This window comes from Pseudomonas sp. SMN5 (genome assembly GCF_052041925.1).
In the GTDB taxonomy this organism is placed as follows: Bacteria; Pseudomonadota; Gammaproteobacteria; order Pseudomonadales; family Pseudomonadaceae; genus Aquipseudomonas.
Map to the genome: position 1 here is coordinate 1 of NZ_JBKGGX010000032.1, position 14,675 is coordinate 14,675.

General features: G+C 58.8%; 24 protein-coding genes. 22 read left to right on the forward strand and 2 right to left on the reverse strand.

Annotated elements, in window-relative coordinates:
• The 8 genes from ACLEJR_RS23945 to ACLEJR_RS23980 form a co-directional block, all read left to right on the forward strand.
• On the forward strand, positions 1–186 hold a 186-nt coding region (locus tag ACLEJR_RS23945), incomplete at its 5' end, for a hypothetical protein (RefSeq protein WP_440816957.1).
• Positions 187–280: 94 nt separating this feature from the next.
• The gene (locus ACLEJR_RS23950) at positions 281–697 is read left to right on the forward strand and encodes a recombination protein NinB (RefSeq protein ID WP_440816959.1); all 417 of its coding nucleotides are present in this window, start codon (positions 281–283) and stop codon (positions 695–697) included.
• Positions 697–852, forward strand: a complete 156-nt coding sequence (locus ACLEJR_RS23955) for a hypothetical protein (protein ID WP_440816960.1) — start codon at positions 697–699, stop codon at positions 850–852. The genes ACLEJR_RS23950 and ACLEJR_RS23955 overlap by 1 nt, the downstream gene beginning before the upstream one ends.
• Positions 849–1,457, forward strand: a complete 609-nt coding sequence (locus ACLEJR_RS23960) for a recombination protein NinG (RefSeq protein WP_440816962.1) — start codon at positions 849–851, stop codon at positions 1,455–1,457. The genes ACLEJR_RS23955 and ACLEJR_RS23960 overlap by 4 nt, the downstream gene beginning before the upstream one ends.
• A gap of 203 nt (positions 1,458–1,660) precedes the next feature.
• Entirely contained in the window at positions 1,661–2,284 is a 624-nt protein-coding gene (locus tag ACLEJR_RS23965; RefSeq protein WP_440816964.1) for an HNH endonuclease signature motif containing protein, read from the forward strand.
• A complete protein-coding gene (locus tag ACLEJR_RS23970) occupies positions 2,281–2,871 on the forward strand; it encodes a hypothetical protein (RefSeq protein WP_440816966.1) in 591 nt (196 codons plus the stop codon). The genes ACLEJR_RS23965 and ACLEJR_RS23970 overlap by 4 nt, the downstream gene beginning before the upstream one ends.
• Positions 2,868–3,104, forward strand: a complete 237-nt coding sequence (locus ACLEJR_RS23975) for a hypothetical protein (protein WP_440816968.1) — start codon at positions 2,868–2,870, stop codon at positions 3,102–3,104. Before ACLEJR_RS23970 ends, ACLEJR_RS23975 begins: the two co-directional genes overlap by 4 nt.
• A 23-nt stretch (positions 3,105–3,127) precedes the next feature.
• Entirely contained in the window at positions 3,128–3,538 is a 411-nt protein-coding gene (locus ACLEJR_RS23980; RefSeq protein WP_440816971.1) for a hypothetical protein, read from the forward strand.
• Positions 3,539–3,948: 410 nt separating this feature from the next.
• Here the strand turns inward: ACLEJR_RS23980 and ACLEJR_RS23985 are convergent, their stop codons facing one another.
• Both ACLEJR_RS23985 and ACLEJR_RS23990 read right to left on the reverse strand, forming a co-directional pair.
• Positions 3,949–4,371, reverse strand: a complete 423-nt coding sequence (locus ACLEJR_RS23985; RefSeq protein ID WP_440816973.1) for a type II toxin-antitoxin system HicB family antitoxin — start codon at positions 4,369–4,371, stop codon at positions 3,949–3,951.
• A 52-nt stretch (positions 4,372–4,423) separates the two neighbouring features.
• Positions 4,424–4,603 carry a type II toxin-antitoxin system HicA family toxin gene (locus ACLEJR_RS23990; protein WP_072458260.1) on the reverse strand — a complete coding sequence of 60 codons (180 nt, stop codon included), beginning with the start codon at positions 4,601–4,603 and terminating at the stop codon, positions 4,424–4,426.
• Between the two features lie 203 nt (positions 4,604–4,806).
• On the opposite strand from ACLEJR_RS23990, the gene ACLEJR_RS23995 reads away from it, so the two are divergent.
• The 14 genes from ACLEJR_RS23995 (at position 4,807) to ACLEJR_RS24060 (ending at position 14,667) form a co-directional block, all read left to right on the forward strand.
• Positions 4,807–5,130 carry a phage holin, lambda family gene (locus ACLEJR_RS23995; RefSeq protein ID WP_440816976.1) on the forward strand — a complete coding sequence of 108 codons (324 nt, stop codon included), beginning with the start codon at positions 4,807–4,809 and terminating at the stop codon, positions 5,128–5,130.
• Positions 5,127–5,513 (forward strand): hypothetical protein, encoded by a 387-nt coding sequence (locus tag ACLEJR_RS24000; RefSeq protein ID WP_440816979.1) that lies wholly within the window; start codon positions 5,127–5,129, stop codon positions 5,511–5,513. The genes ACLEJR_RS23995 and ACLEJR_RS24000 overlap by 4 nt, the downstream gene beginning before the upstream one ends.
• A gap of 199 nt (positions 5,514–5,712) precedes the next feature.
• Entirely contained in the window at positions 5,713–5,880 is a 168-nt protein-coding gene (locus ACLEJR_RS24005; protein WP_440816980.1) for a hypothetical protein, read from the forward strand.
• Positions 5,877–7,673: an anti-CBASS protein Acb1 family protein gene (locus ACLEJR_RS24010; protein WP_440816982.1), complete on the forward strand. Its 1,797-nt coding sequence runs from the start codon at positions 5,877–5,879 to the stop codon at positions 7,671–7,673. Before ACLEJR_RS24005 ends, ACLEJR_RS24010 begins: the two co-directional genes overlap by 4 nt.
• On the forward strand, positions 7,652–8,602 hold the full coding sequence (locus tag ACLEJR_RS24015) for a phage head morphogenesis protein (RefSeq protein WP_440816984.1): 951 nt from the start codon (positions 7,652–7,654) through the stop codon (positions 8,600–8,602). Before ACLEJR_RS24010 ends, ACLEJR_RS24015 begins: the two co-directional genes overlap by 22 nt.
• A gap of 3 nt (positions 8,603–8,605) precedes the next feature.
• Complete coding sequence (locus ACLEJR_RS24020; RefSeq protein ID WP_440816987.1) at positions 8,606–9,700, forward strand: DUF2213 domain-containing protein; 1,095 nt, start codon at positions 8,606–8,608, stop codon at positions 9,698–9,700.
• Positions 9,700–10,209: a structural cement protein Gp24 gene (locus tag ACLEJR_RS24025; RefSeq protein ID WP_440816989.1), complete on the forward strand. Its 510-nt coding sequence runs from the start codon at positions 9,700–9,702 to the stop codon at positions 10,207–10,209. The genes ACLEJR_RS24020 and ACLEJR_RS24025 overlap by 1 nt, the downstream gene beginning before the upstream one ends.
• 11 nt (positions 10,210–10,220) lie before the next feature.
• Positions 10,221–11,198 (forward strand): major capsid family protein, encoded by a 978-nt coding sequence (locus tag ACLEJR_RS24030; protein ID WP_440816991.1) that lies wholly within the window; start codon positions 10,221–10,223, stop codon positions 11,196–11,198.
• A 9-nt stretch (positions 11,199–11,207) separates the two neighbouring features.
• Complete coding sequence (locus ACLEJR_RS24035; protein ID WP_440816994.1) at positions 11,208–11,588, forward strand: hypothetical protein; 381 nt, start codon at positions 11,208–11,210, stop codon at positions 11,586–11,588.
• A 64-nt stretch (positions 11,589–11,652) separates the two neighbouring features.
• Positions 11,653–12,090 carry a DUF4054 domain-containing protein gene (locus ACLEJR_RS24040; RefSeq protein ID WP_440816996.1) on the forward strand — a complete coding sequence of 146 codons (438 nt, stop codon included), beginning with the start codon at positions 11,653–11,655 and terminating at the stop codon, positions 12,088–12,090.
• A complete protein-coding gene (locus ACLEJR_RS24045) occupies positions 12,087–12,584 on the forward strand; it encodes a hypothetical protein (RefSeq protein WP_440816999.1) in 498 nt (165 codons plus the stop codon). Before ACLEJR_RS24040 ends, ACLEJR_RS24045 begins: the two co-directional genes overlap by 4 nt.
• The gene (locus ACLEJR_RS24050; protein WP_440817002.1) at positions 12,584–13,003 is read left to right on the forward strand and encodes a hypothetical protein; all 420 of its coding nucleotides are present in this window, start codon (positions 12,584–12,586) and stop codon (positions 13,001–13,003) included. The genes ACLEJR_RS24045 and ACLEJR_RS24050 overlap by 1 nt, the downstream gene beginning before the upstream one ends.
• A complete protein-coding gene (locus ACLEJR_RS24055; RefSeq protein WP_440817004.1) occupies positions 12,996–13,553 on the forward strand; it encodes a phage neck terminator protein in 558 nt (185 codons plus the stop codon). The genes ACLEJR_RS24050 and ACLEJR_RS24055 overlap by 8 nt, the downstream gene beginning before the upstream one ends.
• Positions 13,554–13,620: 67 nt before the next feature.
• Positions 13,621–14,667 carry a DUF3383 family protein gene (locus ACLEJR_RS24060; protein ID WP_440817007.1) on the forward strand — a complete coding sequence of 349 codons (1,047 nt, stop codon included), beginning with the start codon at positions 13,621–13,623 and terminating at the stop codon, positions 14,665–14,667.
• The last annotated feature ends 8 nt before the right edge of the window (positions 14,668–14,675 follow it).

Consider the following 14,675-nt stretch of genomic DNA (forward strand, 5'->3'; position numbering starts at 1 on the left):
CTCGAGGAGGTGGCGCTGGAGCTGCTGGCGGAGAACGAGGTGCTACGCAAGATGCTGGTTGATGCATCCGAGGAAGTTGCCACTTGGGGCGCTTACGCAAGCGAGTACTTTCAGCAGAAGCACAATCTGGCGGGATGCGTGGCTAAGTTTCATGACGCCGCCATGGGCAAGGCGGTGCAGCCATGACTGGGTTTATCCAATACGCCTTCTGCGTTGCGGTCCTGTACTGCGTGGTTGATACGCTGGTTTATGCGGCTAGCTGCTTGTTTGGAGCGTGCGTATGACCAGCCTCCAAATCCGCAATGAATCAGACCGCACCAGGGCCATGGGCTATATCGCTGGGCTGGACCTGGCCAGGCCCAAGAAGCTGGCCATCACCGACGTGGACCGCAGCGGGGAGCAAAACAAGGCCCTACACGCGGCCCTGTCCGATATCGCCGCCCAGGTTGAACACGCAGGCAAGAAGTGGGACGTCCTGATCTGGAAACGCCTCCTGACGGCCGCCTGGCTGCGCGAGTCTGGCGATCAACCGCAGATGATACCGGCGGTCGATGGCAACGGCTTCGACGTCATCTACGAGCGTACAAGCAAGCTCACCGTGAAGCAGTGCGGAGAGTTGATCGAATGGGTCATGGCATTTGGCGCCGAGCATGGCGTGCGGTGGACGCAGAAGGACAACTGGGGAGGTAGATACTGATGGATTACGTAGACGTTTACGGGGCCATCCTTGTCCTGTCGATTATCGCCGGCGTGGTGCTGGACCATCGCCGCAAGCGCTCGGTGGAAGAGTTCGAGCGTAAGCGCAGGGACCGAAAGGCCGAAGTTGAACGGGCCGCGAGGAAAGCACTATGACCATCGAACGGAAGCCGGCCAAGCCGAAGAAATGCCGCGTTGCTACCTGCAGGGCCTCATTCGTGCCTTCGCGGATGGGCCAGGCGGTGTGCAGTCCAGCCTGCGCGATCCTCGATGCTCCGAAGCAGCCAGTGAACCAGGAGAAGGCCCGCAAGTCCCTGGCCCAGGTCGAGCGCCGGGAGATAAAGGTTCGCAAGGAGAAGCTGAAGAGCAGGGCGGATTACGCCAAGGAAGCCCAGGCGATCATCAATCGCTACGTCCGACTGCGTGATGCGCATCTCGGCTGCATCAGTTGCGACAAGCCTGCCTCATGGAGCGGTCAATGGCATTGCTCACACTTCCGCAGTGTTGGCGCCGCCGCCCACCTCCGCTTCAACCTCTGGAACATGAACAAGTCCTGCTCCCAGTGCAATGCCCACTTGAGCGGAAACATCATGGTCTACCGGCCCCGCCTAGTGGAGAAGATTGGCGCGGAAAAGGTGGACTGGTTGGAGTGCAATCAGGACCTGGTCCGCCATGAAATCCCATACCTAAAGCGCTTAAAGGCAGTTTTCGCCAAAAAGTGCAGACGCCTGGAGGGTCGAATCCAATGCAATGCAGCGTAGATAACTGTGAGCGCGAGGCGACCTACAAGGCGGCTCAACTCTGCCAAATGCATTACTTCCGGGTTATGCGAAACGGGACAACTGACAAGCTTCCGACAACCCGACAGCAACGGGTGATTACGCCAAACGGCTATGTCCGAGTGTACGAACCAGGCCACCCTCTGGCGGACAAAGGTGGGTACGTCTTTGAGCATCGACATGTCATGTGGGCAGATGTTGGCCCAGGTTGTCGCGACTGCGAACTGTGCGGTAAGCATGAGACTTGGCTCACCTGTCACGTCGATCATTTCGACGAGGACAGGCAGAACAACGAGCGTTCCAACCTGAGAATTCTCTGTCGTGGTTGCAATACGCGCAGAGGGTTCACCCCTGAGAGCCATGCTAACCGCAGCGACGTCGGCCTGATCGAATTCGATGGCAAGCGTGAAACAGCTACTCAGTGGGGGATGGATCCTCGGGTAATGGTAACCGGAGCAACCATCATGCGGCGAAAGCGCTCCGGGATGTCTGATTTCGAGGCGCTGTTCGGCGCAAAGCGAACACACAACGGCCGCGAGAAGGCCCCCCAGCCGCGCAGAACCAATCACAAGCATGAGCGGAGCAATGCGTTCGTAATCACGATCGATGGTACGACTGACACGCTCGCGGGGTGGTCGAGGCTTCCCGGTGTGGTGGTTACCGAGCGCACGATAGCGAACAGAATCAATTCTGGGTGGGACCCAGTCGAGGCGTTGTTCACTCCTCCGCGCAGTCGGGTAAGGCTGAGCGAATCCGAGAAGGCCGAATACCGGGCCAAGACCCGTGAACTGAAGAGGGCTGCAGCATGAAGATCAACTCAGCGCGCCAGGCTTGGCATGACGCCCTCTACACGCCTTGGGATAGTCAGGGTTCTCACGTTGAGCAAATCGGGATGCTCGGCTGCTCAGTGCAAAAGACGGAGAAGTCGATAAGTAGCCGGCATGCCATGCACCAATCAATATCAGCGCGAATTCAGCATGCGATCTCTACATTGCCGGTTCACTTGCAGGCATTTGGAAATCACATGTACAGCCCCCTCGCTACCGATGATGACAAGGATGATGCTCATGAGGCCCTATTCAGGGTCGCATACAGCATGGGGCCAACTATGTACGCCAAGAAATACGAGCGTGCCCGCGTGGTATGTGAGGGGGTACTTTATCGATACCGCCGCATGCATCAGGGAGGTCAGAGCGAAGGGATTGACCCGTGTCCAACACCAGAGTCATTCCGTAAATGGCTTTTGCTGATCCTCGGTATTGAGTTGTCTTCGGAACAGTGGTCCCGCGAATGGGGCGGTTTTATCGACGCCTGCTTCGCTGCATGTAATGATCTGGATAAGCAGGCTCTGGCGCCAGTGGCCAGATGCATCAACGTGATGAAGGAGGCAGCATGAAATACGAGGATGTACTGGTAGTTGGCGGCCCGAGAAGCAAAGAGACGGTCAGCGTACTGGAGGGCATGAACCTGATGCGATCAGGTGATCCGTCCTCGGATGAGCGGTGCGTTTACCAATACCATCGCAGGGAATGGATCTCCAATTCCGGAGAGCAGAAATCGGTATTTGTTCTTGAAGGGATGTCTGACTCGGATTCCCTAAAAATCATCCATGAAATTTATGGAGAATAGGGTATTGACCAAATGTCCGGCTGATGGCACTATTTCGCCATCCTGATAATTTTGCCTTCGGCAACTTACCCGGAAGCAAACGAAACCCGGCCACTGCGCCGGGTTTTTTATTGCCCAAAGAAACCCACCGAAAGGAATGCCGAATGATGAAGCGAATGTCCGCTTACCTGGGCTTGGCGCTCGCCGCCTGCCTGTCCTGTTTCTCTGTATCGGCATTGGCCGAGCCCGTCGCCTATGTCTACCGTTCCGCCGTGATGCTGGCCGGACTGCCGAGTGTTGGCGTGAAGCGCCTGGAGCTGACTCTCGCCATGTGGCGAACGGGTAGCCAGTCAAGTGGCGAAGGTCTCTCTTCCAATCTGCGCGCATCCAGCAACCACTTCGTGATGGCCACGGCCAGTCCAGCGCCTGACGGTGTCGGTCTGACTCCCTGCTGAATACGCCTGGAAGCAATAGAAAAAGCCCGGACAAGAGCCGGGCTTTTTTGTACCTCCGAGGAAAGCCGCTACCCAGTGGATGCTTTCCCGGATGTATCCAGTTTCACCTGTAGCCAGGACAGCCTTCGGGGCGGCCTGGACGCGGTATAGCCGGAAGTCACGCGTCACGAAAGAACACCGGCAGCCCGCGCACCCTGACCTCACATGCTTGCAGGGTGGCGCGAGACTGGAACGGCGAGATCGATGCATTGGGGCGTCGACGCTGTGAAGGTCTTTGGCAGACAGCTCGGAAAGACGAGCGCGTTATGCGGATATCGAGCCCGGCGGAAACGTGCAGGGGTAACAGTCATCGTGGGGACTGGAGGGAAGCGCCACGACGGTGACCTGAAAGGGTCGCGATCCGCACCTATTCAGGCTGCCTCGACGGTTAGCGTTACGCGCTTTCCAAGAGCGGCCAGGGCTTTCTCGATCGCTTCCATCTTGGAAGTGTGGAGGAAGTCCACCAGGCGATCTCCTTGGGTCTGAGCAATACCCAGCAACCGGCACAGATCAGCCTTGCGCATATCCCGCGCCATCATTTCGTTCCACAGCGCGATCTTTGCCACTGTAACCGCTGGCAGGTGGACGACGTGTTCCCCTTCCTGGGGAGCGGATGCCGACGGAATCGCTCGGCGCTGATCGACATACAGCGACAGGGTCGTCTCGATAGCATCCATCGCCTCACGGATCGCATGCTCGACGTCATCGCCAAAGCTGTTCAGTTCTGGCAGATCCCGGCAGAAGACGGCCACACCGGTGGCGTCTTGTTCAAATCGAATTGCAAAGTCGTACATGGGTCACTCCTCGGAGGTGATCGTTCAGCTTGCCGAATGGCGAAGGGGGCCCTTAGAGCCCCAGTTGTTTAATGATCGCCTTGCGGGTCGGTTCCGGCATTTCCTTGGATCCGTGGTCCGCGAAGGTTGTCTTGTTGCCGTTTGGGGCCGTGACTTTGAAGTGGCTTCCTTTGCCTGCTTCGAAGGTCACCCCTTGGGCCTTCAACCATCGTCTGAACTCGCTGAACTTCATCACCTCGCCTCGTTGTTTGGATGAGTCCAGTATACAACATATTTGTGGAAATACAACAGTTTTGTTGTATTTGATTGGCACCTATTCAGGGCCTCGACATTGATCGGGGCCTTTTCGTTTTCGGCTCCCCACACCCATTGCTCCAAGCTGGGAGTGCAGTGGATGCCGGATTTATCAATCTCCCCAAGAGGGAGGCAACCCGGATGCCTGACATGCCTGATAAGCCAGACACATGGGCCAAGATCTGGCTGGCGTTGAGCAATCCGCTCTGGCAGGGCGCAATCATGGCCGTCGTCGTATCCCTACTGCGCGTTCTCTACGACGCCAAGGAAACCAGCAAGCGCCGGATATTTTTCGAGTCGCTGATCTGTGGGTCGTTGAGCCTGGTTGCGTCCAGCATCATCGAGTGGATGACCTGGCCGCCCAGCCTATCGGTTGCTGCTGGCGGGACGATCGGGTTTCTGGGGGTGACAGCCATTCGCGAGCTGGTGACCCGCTTCCTGGGCCGCAAGGTGGATTCAGCATGAAGGCCATAGCCGCAGCAATCATCATCGCCCTGGTGGGCATTCTGCTCGTTGGTATCCAGCAGTACCGAGTTGTTGCCCTGCGTGGGGAGGTGGCGCTGGAGACCAAGAGCAAGGACGACGCCATCAAGGCCAACCTCGAAAGCCAGGCGACGATCACCACGCTCCGTGCAGAGGCCAAGCGCAACGAAGCGTATCAAGCGGATCTGAGTCGCCGGCTTCAAGCGAGCCAAGCCAAAGCCCGAAAGGCGGAGAAGAACTTTGAAGACCTCAAACGGAACAGTCCGGCTGTTCGTGATTGGGCTGCTCAGCCTCTTCCTGACGGCCTGCGCGGGAAAGCCGGTAGTGGTAACCAAGACCCAGGTCGAAAGAATCGAGCCCCCTGAGCTTGTCCCCTGCGAGCGGGTAGAGGAGGAAGGCTTGGTGGACAATGGTCAGCTGTGGGAGCTGAAGAACCTGGCTATCCGGCTGCTCGACACCTGCGCCGACCAGGTCGATGCGCAGATCCAGCGCAGCAAAAGCAAGTAAGGTCGCGACACGTTTCGCGAATCAGTAAATTGTGTCGCGACATTGGAGATCATCCCCATGGCGAAGATGAGCATAAGCATTGTCGTCAAGCGCTCCTGGTGGGTCGATCCATACCTTGCTGCGGTAGTGGCATTCAATCATCTGACGGGTATCGAGCCTGATTACGACAAGGTCGTCGCCATGGCAATGCGCGGAATCAGCATCAAAATGGTTGACAATCAATGACCACATCAAAACCGCGAATCAAGATTAAGGGCGGCCAGGTCGTCACCAATGACAGCCTTTCCAACATGGTCGCCAATATCGGCACCAATCGCGACAAGCGCACGCACAGCCAATTCGGATTTGAGTTCGTCAACCAATTCGAACTGGAGGCGGCATACCAATCGAACTGGCTCGCCCGCCGGATCGTCGATAAGCCGAACGAAGATGCATTGCGCGAGTGGCGCGCCTTCAGCGGGAAGCAGGCCAAGGATATTGCAAACGAGGAAAGGCGCCTGGGCGTCCAGCAGGCATACCTTGATACGTGCTGCTGGGCTGACCTGTACGGGGGGGCAGCACTATTGATGGTGACCGGGCAGGATCTGAGTCAGCCGCTCGACCTGGACAAGATAAAAAAGGGCGGACTGAAGAATCTGGTTGTCCTCGACCGCTGGGATATCCAGCCAACAGAATTTAACCTGACCGACCCGCTCAAGCCGAACTGGATGCTTCCCGAGTTCTACATGATGGTGAACGGGCAGCAGAAGATTCACTACAGCCATATCATCCGCAGAACCGGAGCGCGACTGCCGCGCCGTATGCGCATGTTCGAGCAAGGTTGGGGTGACAGCCGCCTGCGTCGATGCATGTCTGACCTGCGCGATGTGGTGGCGACCAAGAGCGGTATTGCTTCCTTGGTGCTTGAGGCCAACGTCGATACTGTCAGCGTGAAAGGATTGCAGGGCGCACTTGCCAGCGCTCAGTGCGACAAGATCACAGAGCGTTACCGCCTGTTTGGCATGATGAAGTCGATCATCAACCTGGGCTTGCTGGACGCCGACAACGAGGCGTACGAGCGTAAGAGCATCGCCTTCTCTGGCCTGAGCCAGATCATGGAGCAATTCATGGTCTGGACGGCTGGCGCTGCTGAAATGCCTGTTACCGAGTTGTGGGGCCAATCAGCAGCCGGGCTCAGCTCTACCGGTGAAGGCGACCTGAAGACCTACCACGGCACCATCAAGGGCAAGCAAGACGGCCAGATGCGCCTGGACTTGGAAGCGCTGGACCAAGTGTTGATCCGCTCCGCCTTGGGTAGCTACCCGGATGACATCGAGTTCGAGTGGAATCCACTGGCCCAGACCTCTGGTATCGAACAGGCACAAGAAGACCTAGCTGACGCCCAAGCCGACTCGCTACACATCGAGAACGGCGTGATTCGTCCAAGCCATGCCATGCGTCGCGCTCAGGCGAAAGGCACCTACGCTATCACCGACGAGCAGATTGCAACCCAAGAGCAACGCGAAAAGGACGAAGACAATGGCCTTGGCGATGACGAGGATCTCGACAGCTTCGACCTGGATGCGAAGCCTACGGCTGATGCAGCCCTAAACGGGTTCGTTTCGGTCAAGCCTGACAAGCTGTCGGCCAGTGTGATCGCCAACCATGTGCTCGATGCTGGAGTGGGTAGCGGGGTTCTGGAGGGCGACCTGCATGTGACTCTGTTCTATGCCCGCAACGGCATCCCAGCAGGATCACCAAGCGACGGGATGTACATCGCCAACCTGACGGACCAGTACGAGATCATCGGGCAGGCGCCATGGCGTGCGCTCGTGGTCAAGCTTGACTCCCCTGACCTGCAGGCGCGTTTCGATGAGATCCGTGCAACAGGCGCTGAGCACAGCTATCCGGACTACCTGCCGCATCTGAGCCTCAAGTACGACCCGACGGACGATGAGTTGGAGGCTCTTCGAGCCAACCCCCTGCCTCTGACTTCGATCGTTCTTGGTGGTGAAAAATGGAAGCCGGTAAAAAGCTGAGCCCGCTTGAAACCCTGACGGCAACAAACAAGGCCCTGCTGGGAAGGAAGCGCAAGCCACGGGCGCCTGATCCGGTAAAGCCCAGCCAGGACGCCGAGCGTTTTTACCGAGGCCAGCTGAATGCCCTGGTTCGGCTCATGTCCCAGCAGCTTTACGCTGTACTTGGTCCCAACTTGGTCCGACTTAGGCCCCAGTACATCGCCGACAGCCAGGTCACCCTGGATGGCTGGACAGAGGACATCCTCGCGGTGATCCGCCGGGTATCGTCGACGTTCACCACCGGCCTGTTCGATGAGCAGGCCAGGCGGGTGGCTGCCGGCACCATCAGCCGGGCCGAGGCCGACAACGCCGAGGACTTCCGCAAGTCGGTCAACAGGGCCGTGGGTGTGGACTTCGAGCTGATCACCAAGCCCAAGGGCATGGTCGACTACCTCGAAGCATCGACCGCCGAGAACGTCAACCTTATCAAGTCCATCCCTGCCGAGTATTTCCAGCGGGTGGAGACGATCGTGTTAGGCGGCATGAAAAGCGGGCTCGCGCCTACAGCCATCGCCAAGCAAATTCAGGAGCAGACAGGCGTAAGCGCTCGGCGGGCAAAGCTGATCGCACGGGACCAGGTATCGCAGCTCAATAGCGACCTGACCCGCCAGCGGCAAACAGCAGCCGGCATCGAGTTCTACCGCGTCGAGACGTCCAAGGACCAGCGTGTCTCTGGTGACCCAAGCGGCAAGTACCCCAATGCCAAGATCAGCTGCTATGGCATCGCCCGGCAGGACATCGGGTACGGCCCTGGCGTGTACAAGGTCTCCGAAGGCGCCACCTGGCGCGGCGTGACCGGACTACACCCAGGCAAGCACCATCCGCTCTGCCGGTGCGTAGGGATCTCCCTGATACCTGGCGTGAACTACTTCCCCGATAAGAACGGGTAACACATGAAGAAAATGACCATCGATGAGGCCTTCAAGCCTACGTCGCGAACACTCACGCCTGAGGGTTTCCTCTGCGTGAAAGGGATCGCAGCCCGGACCGGGGTTTATCAGTACCTGTCGAGCGAGCTTGATCTCGATGGCCCCGAGCGGATCGTCAACGTCTACCGGTCGCCGGAAGAGGTGTTCAAGCCTGAGTCTATGGCTACCTACCTCGACAAGGACGTGACCAACGACCACCCGGACGACCTGGTCGACTCGACCACGTTCAAGAATGTCTCTGTGGGCCACGTCCGTGGCGTAGAGCGCGACGGCGACAACCTCATCGTAGACATGATCATCAAGGACCAGTCGGCCATCGACGACATCCAGTCAGGCAAGGCCGAGCTTTCCCCCGGCTACTTGGCCGAGTACGTGGAAGCCCCTGGCATCGCCCCTGACGGCACAGCCTACGAATACGAGCAGCGTGACATTCAGATCAATCACAACGCCGTTGTAGAAGCAGCGCGGGCCGGAAAGGTCGCCCGCATTTTTGACCACAAACCGAAAGGTATTACCCATATGGCGACCCGGAAAGTCTTTCTGGACTCCAAGAAAAGCCGCTCCATCATCCTGGACGAAGAGGCCGCAACGGTAGTCGAAGACGCCGTGGCAGCCTTGCAAAAGTTCGCGGATGAAGAGTCGGAACGCGCAGACAAAGCTGAAGCCACCAAGGACGAAGCCGAAGAGAAGCTGGAAGAGGCCAAGAAGGAAACTTCCGACGCCGCTATCGGCCTGCGCGTCAAAGCAACCCTCGACACCATCGCACTGGCTGCCAAGGTCGTGAAGTCCTTCGACGCCAAAGGCCTGGTCTCCCCCTTGGAGATCAAGCGTGCCGCGATGGCCCAACTCAAGCCGACCCGTGACTGGGCTTCCAAGTCCGAAGCGTACGTGACTGCCGCCTTCGACGCGGCCGCTGATGAGGCGGACGAAGAAGACGAGGACGACAGCACCAAGACCAACGACAGCCTTCGCCAGTTCGCCAAGGACGCCACCAAGGCGCCAAAGCTGACCACTGATGGCTCCGACGCCTATTCCAAGTTCTTGCGAGGTGAAAAGTAATGGCTACTGCTTTCGATACCTTCGACCAGTACGCAGGCAAGGCCTTTGAAGGCCAGATCAATGACCTGTCGATGGCTGATATCACCTCTGGCGTGGCTGACGTGGTAATCCCGTTCGCTCGCGCCGTGGTCTCTGGTTCGGCTGCCAAGCGCGATGCTTTGCCTGGCGCAGGTGCCGGATTCTTCCTCGGGATCTCCGTGCGCAAGACTGTTGGCGTCAGCACCAGCTACGTCACCGGCCAAGGCCAGGGCAGTGCAAACCTTCCAGGCTCCTATCGAGTCGGTGAAGAGACCAGTCGTGTCAGCCATGGCCGTGTCTGGGTGCGCACCGTCGATGGCGCGACCGTCGGCGCTCAGGTCTACGCCAAGCCAACCACTGGCGAACTGACCAATGCTTCCACCGCCGGCAACCACGTGCTCCAGGGCTGCACCTTCCTGACCGCTGCTGCGGCTGGTGAGTTGGCGCTGATGCAAGTCAAGGCCATCAACCCAACCACCATTGCCGCTTAAGGAGCGCTCACATGAGAACAATGGACGCACAGGCCCAGGCACAACTGGGCTTTCTGATCGGCAACCTGACGTACATTGAGCAGGAGGTGCTGCGTCAGCCATACCCGGAGATTCGCTATCCAACCGTGCTGAATGTCGACACTTCGGCGCCGGATTATATCGAGTCTATCGGTTTCAAGGTCCTGGACTACAAGGGCGAGCCTGCTCCAATCGGCGACCTGTCGCATGACTTCCCGCTGGCTGAGATCGCGTCGAAGATCGGCGGTGTTGACGTCGTCCAGGCTGGCCTGGGCTACACCTACACCCAGATTGAGGTGGGTAAAGCCATGGAAATGGCGAATGCCCAAGGTTTCGGCGGAGCTATCAACTACCTGGCCGAGAAGCCTATCGCGACCCGCACCCTGACTGAGCAATGGCTTGACCGAGTCGCAATGGTTGGTGATGTGCGCTGGCCTTCGCTGTCCACCGGTGGGCTGATCAAATACCCAGGCGTTCCAGTGCTGGCCACCGGCACGCTGCTGGGCGGTGCGAACAAGACCTTCGCGCAGATCCTGGCCCAAGCCCCGGACACCGCCGCCAGCGAAATGCTGACCCTGCTGAACAACCTGATCCTTCAGGTGTACCAGGTGCAGACCAACAGCATTTTCCGCCCTACGCACATCCTGTTGCCGCTGAAGCAATACGGCCAGCTGACCACCTTCCGCATCCCGAACACTGCGGAAACCTTGATCAGCTACTTGGAGCGCGTGCTCAACATCACCTTTGAGCCGATTTTGCAGCTCGCCGGTGCTGGCGCTGGCGGAACTGACCGCATGATGGCGTACACCAAGAACGCCCAGTTCGCGAAGTTCCACCTGCCAATGCCGTTTACCCTGAACGCGCCTATCCCGTCTCACGGCGGCCTGCGCTTCGAAGCGGCTGGTGTTGTCCGCACCGCCGGCACCGAGCTGCGGGTTCCGCTGAGCCACGCCTACGTCGACGGCATCTAAGGGGGTCACATGACTTCGAAGAAGGTTTACACCAACATCAGCGCGAACCCTGTCGTACTGTCGGATGGCAGCTCGGTTCAGCCAGGCGAGCAGACCAAAGAAGACCAGCACGCGCTCGCCAAGGGTTCTTTCTGGGAAGAGCATGGTTTGCTGGTGCCTGGCGCGCCTGACGTGGCGCCAGAGACCAATGCCCAGCTTGACGAACTGCGCAAGGAAAACGGCCAGCTCAAGCAAGACCTGTTCAATGAGCAGGCCTCGCGCCAGAAGCTGGAATCCGACCTGAAGGACCTTCCCGCTCAACTCAAGCAGGCGCAGGACAAGCTGGCCGACGAGCAAGCTCGTTCGCAGAAGCTGGAATCCGACCTGAAGGCCGCCCTGGCGAAGAAGTAAACGATCCACCAGCAACGCCATTGCCCCGCCCAGTGCGGGGCTTTCTAATTCTGGAGCCTGCAAAATGTCCGAGCTGACCATCGAAGTGACGCCGGCGATCATTGCTGACTTCCGAGCGTTCTACCCTGAATTTACTGATGTCACTGCCTGGACTGATGCATCCATCACCCGGGCGCTGTACATCGCACGCGGCGAGTTTGGCGGTTGCGCCCACTGGGGCGACTACAAGCCATATTCATTCTTCCAGCGAGCATGGTTCGCTCTGGCGGCGCATTACCTGACCTGGAACAAGGCGACATCCGACGCGACCGGCTCCGATGGAAGCGCCTCGACACCCTACGCGCAGTCCAGCAAGTCGGTGCGCGATGAGTCAGTGTCCTATGCCATCCCGGCGGCAAACGCCGACCTGACCGTATGGGAGGCTGCCCTGGCCCTGACTCCATACGGTCTTGAGTACCTGCACCTGCGTTCTCGGGCTGCTATGGGAGCGGTCTGCGTATGATCGAGCCGACGGTAAGTCTCGTGAACAAGCAGCAAGTCGAGCAGGCCTTGAAGGCCCTAGCCAAGACGCTGCAGGGCCCAACCCGAGTGCTTGCCGGGGTGCCCAAGGGCGCAGGTTCCTACGAGGATGGCCTGACCATCGCAACCGTGGCTGCGGTGAACAACTTCGGATCGGCCGATGGCGTCATCCCAGAGCGTCCGTTTCTTGGTCCTGCCATCGAAAAAGGCGCCCCCCAATACCGGCGCCTGGCCGAGGTGATGATCCCCAAGGTTCTCTCCGGCGATATGACCTTGCGAACCCTGCTCGAGCAGATGGGAAATCTGGCCGAGGGCCACATCAAGCAGGAAATCACTGATCTACGGACTCCGCCCAACGCCGCATCAACCATTGCAGCCAAGGGATCGGATAACCCGCTGATTGACACCGGTGCGCTCCGTCAGTCCATCCGCTACGTCATCGATGACACCGGCGAACAACTCGAAGAGGGTGTGTAATGGGCCTGAACATGCGCGGCCACATCAGCGGGCCGTTCATCACCCACAAGGGGGTGGTGCTCAATCGCTACTCCAGCGAGATCGTCGACTTCGAGCCTGTGCTGACCATCGCCTACACAGACGCCTTCGACGCGAACGTTCAGCCGGTCAGCGACAAGGAGATCGAATTCCTCCAGATCGGTGCCGAGCGGATCAATGACGTTCGGGTGATCCACCGCAATGACGGCAAAGGGATCGAGGTTTCGACCCCGGGCAAGCTGGCCGACATCCTGGTGTTCGCCGAGACGCCCGACAAGCCTGCAACCTGGTGGAAGTCCATCGCGACGGACTATCGGCCCTGGCACAACTTCTGCCGCGCCGTGGTAGCCAAGCTGGACCCGGCCGAGATCGCACGCCTGGAGGTCATCACCGATGCTTGACGCCAAAGCGCTTACCAAGGCCGTGTGCAATGTCGTTGTGGCGGTGACAGGACTTCCAGCCAACAAGGTGATCATCGGCGATAACGGGATTGATGCGCCGACCGGCAGCTACTGTGCGGTGCGCCTGCAAAACCCAGAGCAATGGGGTCAGGCGCTCAACTCGCAGACCAACGTCCAGGCCCTTGATGACCCTCAATACGAGGACATCATCGCAAGGGTCGCAACCCAGTTCACGCTGGGCTTCAGCATCAACTTCTACCGGGCCGGCGCGGTGATGTACGCCGCCGCCCTGTGTGAAGCCAACAAGCGCGAGCCAGTGAAAACCATCCTACGCGCCGCGAAACTTGGCTGGTCCCGCGTATCGCCAATCAACAACCTGACCGGCCTGTATCAGGCGGCCATGGAAGAGCGAGCCCAGCTCACCCTCTACCTGTATGGCGAATCCATCGCCGAAGACCGCATCCAGCGGATCTATCGCGCTGGCTTCACCGTGGAAACCGAACAATCTGGCGCCGTTGCGCAAGGGGAAGTAAATGGCTTATCCGGCTGAAAGCATCATCAACATCGACACGCTGATCAGTTCGGCTGGCCTTGGCACTGCCAACTTCGGCGCTGGCATGGTCTTCGCCGACTTCGATTCATCCAGCGATGTGGGATTTGTCGAAGGAACCTATCGCGATTACGGTTCAGCCGCAGCTGTGGCCGTTGATTTCGATATCGCGTCCGATCCATACAAGGCGGCCCTGGCTTGGTTTTCGGCGCTGCCGAAGCCCAAGACCCTGCGTATTTACCTGCGCGTCGAAGAGCACACACCAGTTCAGTCCTTCAACGATGCGATCAACAAGCGCATCTGGTTCTACTGGTTCGAGTTCGAAACCGCCATCCGCGCCGTCGACGCTGACGTGCTTGCGCTGGCAGAAGCAGCAGACGCTGCCGGCAAATTCTTCGCCTACACCACCAACCAAGCAACGGTTCGAGACCCTGCGGTAACCACCGACATCGTGAGCAAGGCTGTAGTGCAAGGTTCTCGTCGCCTGTTCATCGCCAGCCACGCCACTGAGCTGTACGAGGGCTTCGAGATCGCCGCCGTGTTCAGCAGGGTGAATTTCAACGCCGCGAACTCCACCATTACCGGCGAGTTCAAGAAGCTGCCAGGTATCGATGCCGAAGACCTAACCCAGACCGCCTACTCCGCGATGAAGCAAAAAGGCGCGGTCTTCTACACCGTAGTGGAAACCGGTGGCGAGAAGGACATGGGCCGGGTCATCAATTCAAAGACCACATCCACATTTGGCGAGTACATCGACGATGTGTTCAACCTCGATGCCTTCGTCAACTACCTGACCATCAATCTGTACAACGCACTGACCAAGGTGCCGACCAAGCTGCGCCAGACCGCAGCGGGCCAGCAGGTGCTGATCGATGCCGCATCGCAAATCGGGGAGCGCTTCATCGACAACGGTTACTTGGGCGAGCGCTTCTATCCGAGCGACGAAACCGGTGAGCAGGTCCTGAGCCGCGGCTACGAGGTGCTGACCAAGGCTGAAGACATCCGCAACATAACTGATGCAGAGCGAGCCGATCGCCAGGCCGCGCCGATCATTATGCGTCTGTTCCGTGCCGGCGCTATCCATGCCGTCGACGTGACGGTTCAAGTTGAATAAGGGGCGAT

Coding starts and splice junctions, on each gene's coding strand:
- ACLEJR_RS23950 (WP_440816959.1), top strand. CDS start 281: ATGACCAGCCTCCAAATCCGCAATGAATCAGACCGCACCAGGGCCATG.
- ACLEJR_RS23955 (WP_440816960.1), top strand. CDS start 697: ATGGATTACGTAGACGTTTACGGGGCCATCCTTGTCCTGTCGATTATC.
- ACLEJR_RS23960 (WP_440816962.1), top strand. CDS start 849: ATGACCATCGAACGGAAGCCGGCCAAGCCGAAGAAATGCCGCGTTGCT.
- ACLEJR_RS23965 (WP_440816964.1), top strand. CDS start 1,661: ATGTGGGCAGATGTTGGCCCAGGTTGTCGCGACTGCGAACTGTGCGGT.
- ACLEJR_RS23970 (WP_440816966.1), top strand. CDS start 2,281: ATGAAGATCAACTCAGCGCGCCAGGCTTGGCATGACGCCCTCTACACG.
- ACLEJR_RS23975 (WP_440816968.1), top strand. CDS start 2,868: ATGAAATACGAGGATGTACTGGTAGTTGGCGGCCCGAGAAGCAAAGAG.
- ACLEJR_RS23980 (WP_440816971.1), top strand. CDS start 3,128: ATGGCACTATTTCGCCATCCTGATAATTTTGCCTTCGGCAACTTACCC.
- ACLEJR_RS23985 (WP_440816973.1), bottom strand. CDS start 4,371: ATGTACGACTTTGCAATTCGATTTGAACAAGACGCCACCGGTGTGGCC.
- ACLEJR_RS23990 (WP_072458260.1), bottom strand. CDS start 4,603: ATGAAGTTCAGCGAGTTCAGACGATGGTTGAAGGCCCAAGGGGTGACC.
- ACLEJR_RS23995 (WP_440816976.1), top strand. CDS start 4,807: ATGCCTGACATGCCTGATAAGCCAGACACATGGGCCAAGATCTGGCTG.
- ACLEJR_RS24000 (WP_440816979.1), top strand. CDS start 5,127: ATGAAGGCCATAGCCGCAGCAATCATCATCGCCCTGGTGGGCATTCTG.
- ACLEJR_RS24005 (WP_440816980.1), top strand. CDS start 5,713: ATGGCGAAGATGAGCATAAGCATTGTCGTCAAGCGCTCCTGGTGGGTC.
- ACLEJR_RS24010 (WP_440816982.1), top strand. CDS start 5,877: ATGACCACATCAAAACCGCGAATCAAGATTAAGGGCGGCCAGGTCGTC.
- ACLEJR_RS24015 (WP_440816984.1), top strand. CDS start 7,652: ATGGAAGCCGGTAAAAAGCTGAGCCCGCTTGAAACCCTGACGGCAACA.
- ACLEJR_RS24020 (WP_440816987.1), top strand. CDS start 8,606: ATGAAGAAAATGACCATCGATGAGGCCTTCAAGCCTACGTCGCGAACA.
- ACLEJR_RS24025 (WP_440816989.1), top strand. CDS start 9,700: ATGGCTACTGCTTTCGATACCTTCGACCAGTACGCAGGCAAGGCCTTT.
- ACLEJR_RS24030 (WP_440816991.1), top strand. CDS start 10,221: ATGAGAACAATGGACGCACAGGCCCAGGCACAACTGGGCTTTCTGATC.
- ACLEJR_RS24035 (WP_440816994.1), top strand. CDS start 11,208: ATGACTTCGAAGAAGGTTTACACCAACATCAGCGCGAACCCTGTCGTA.
- ACLEJR_RS24040 (WP_440816996.1), top strand. CDS start 11,653: ATGTCCGAGCTGACCATCGAAGTGACGCCGGCGATCATTGCTGACTTC.
- ACLEJR_RS24045 (WP_440816999.1), top strand. CDS start 12,087: ATGATCGAGCCGACGGTAAGTCTCGTGAACAAGCAGCAAGTCGAGCAG.
- ACLEJR_RS24050 (WP_440817002.1), top strand. CDS start 12,584: ATGGGCCTGAACATGCGCGGCCACATCAGCGGGCCGTTCATCACCCAC.
- ACLEJR_RS24055 (WP_440817004.1), top strand. CDS start 12,996: ATGCTTGACGCCAAAGCGCTTACCAAGGCCGTGTGCAATGTCGTTGTG.
- ACLEJR_RS24060 (WP_440817007.1), top strand. CDS start 13,621: ATGGTCTTCGCCGACTTCGATTCATCCAGCGATGTGGGATTTGTCGAA.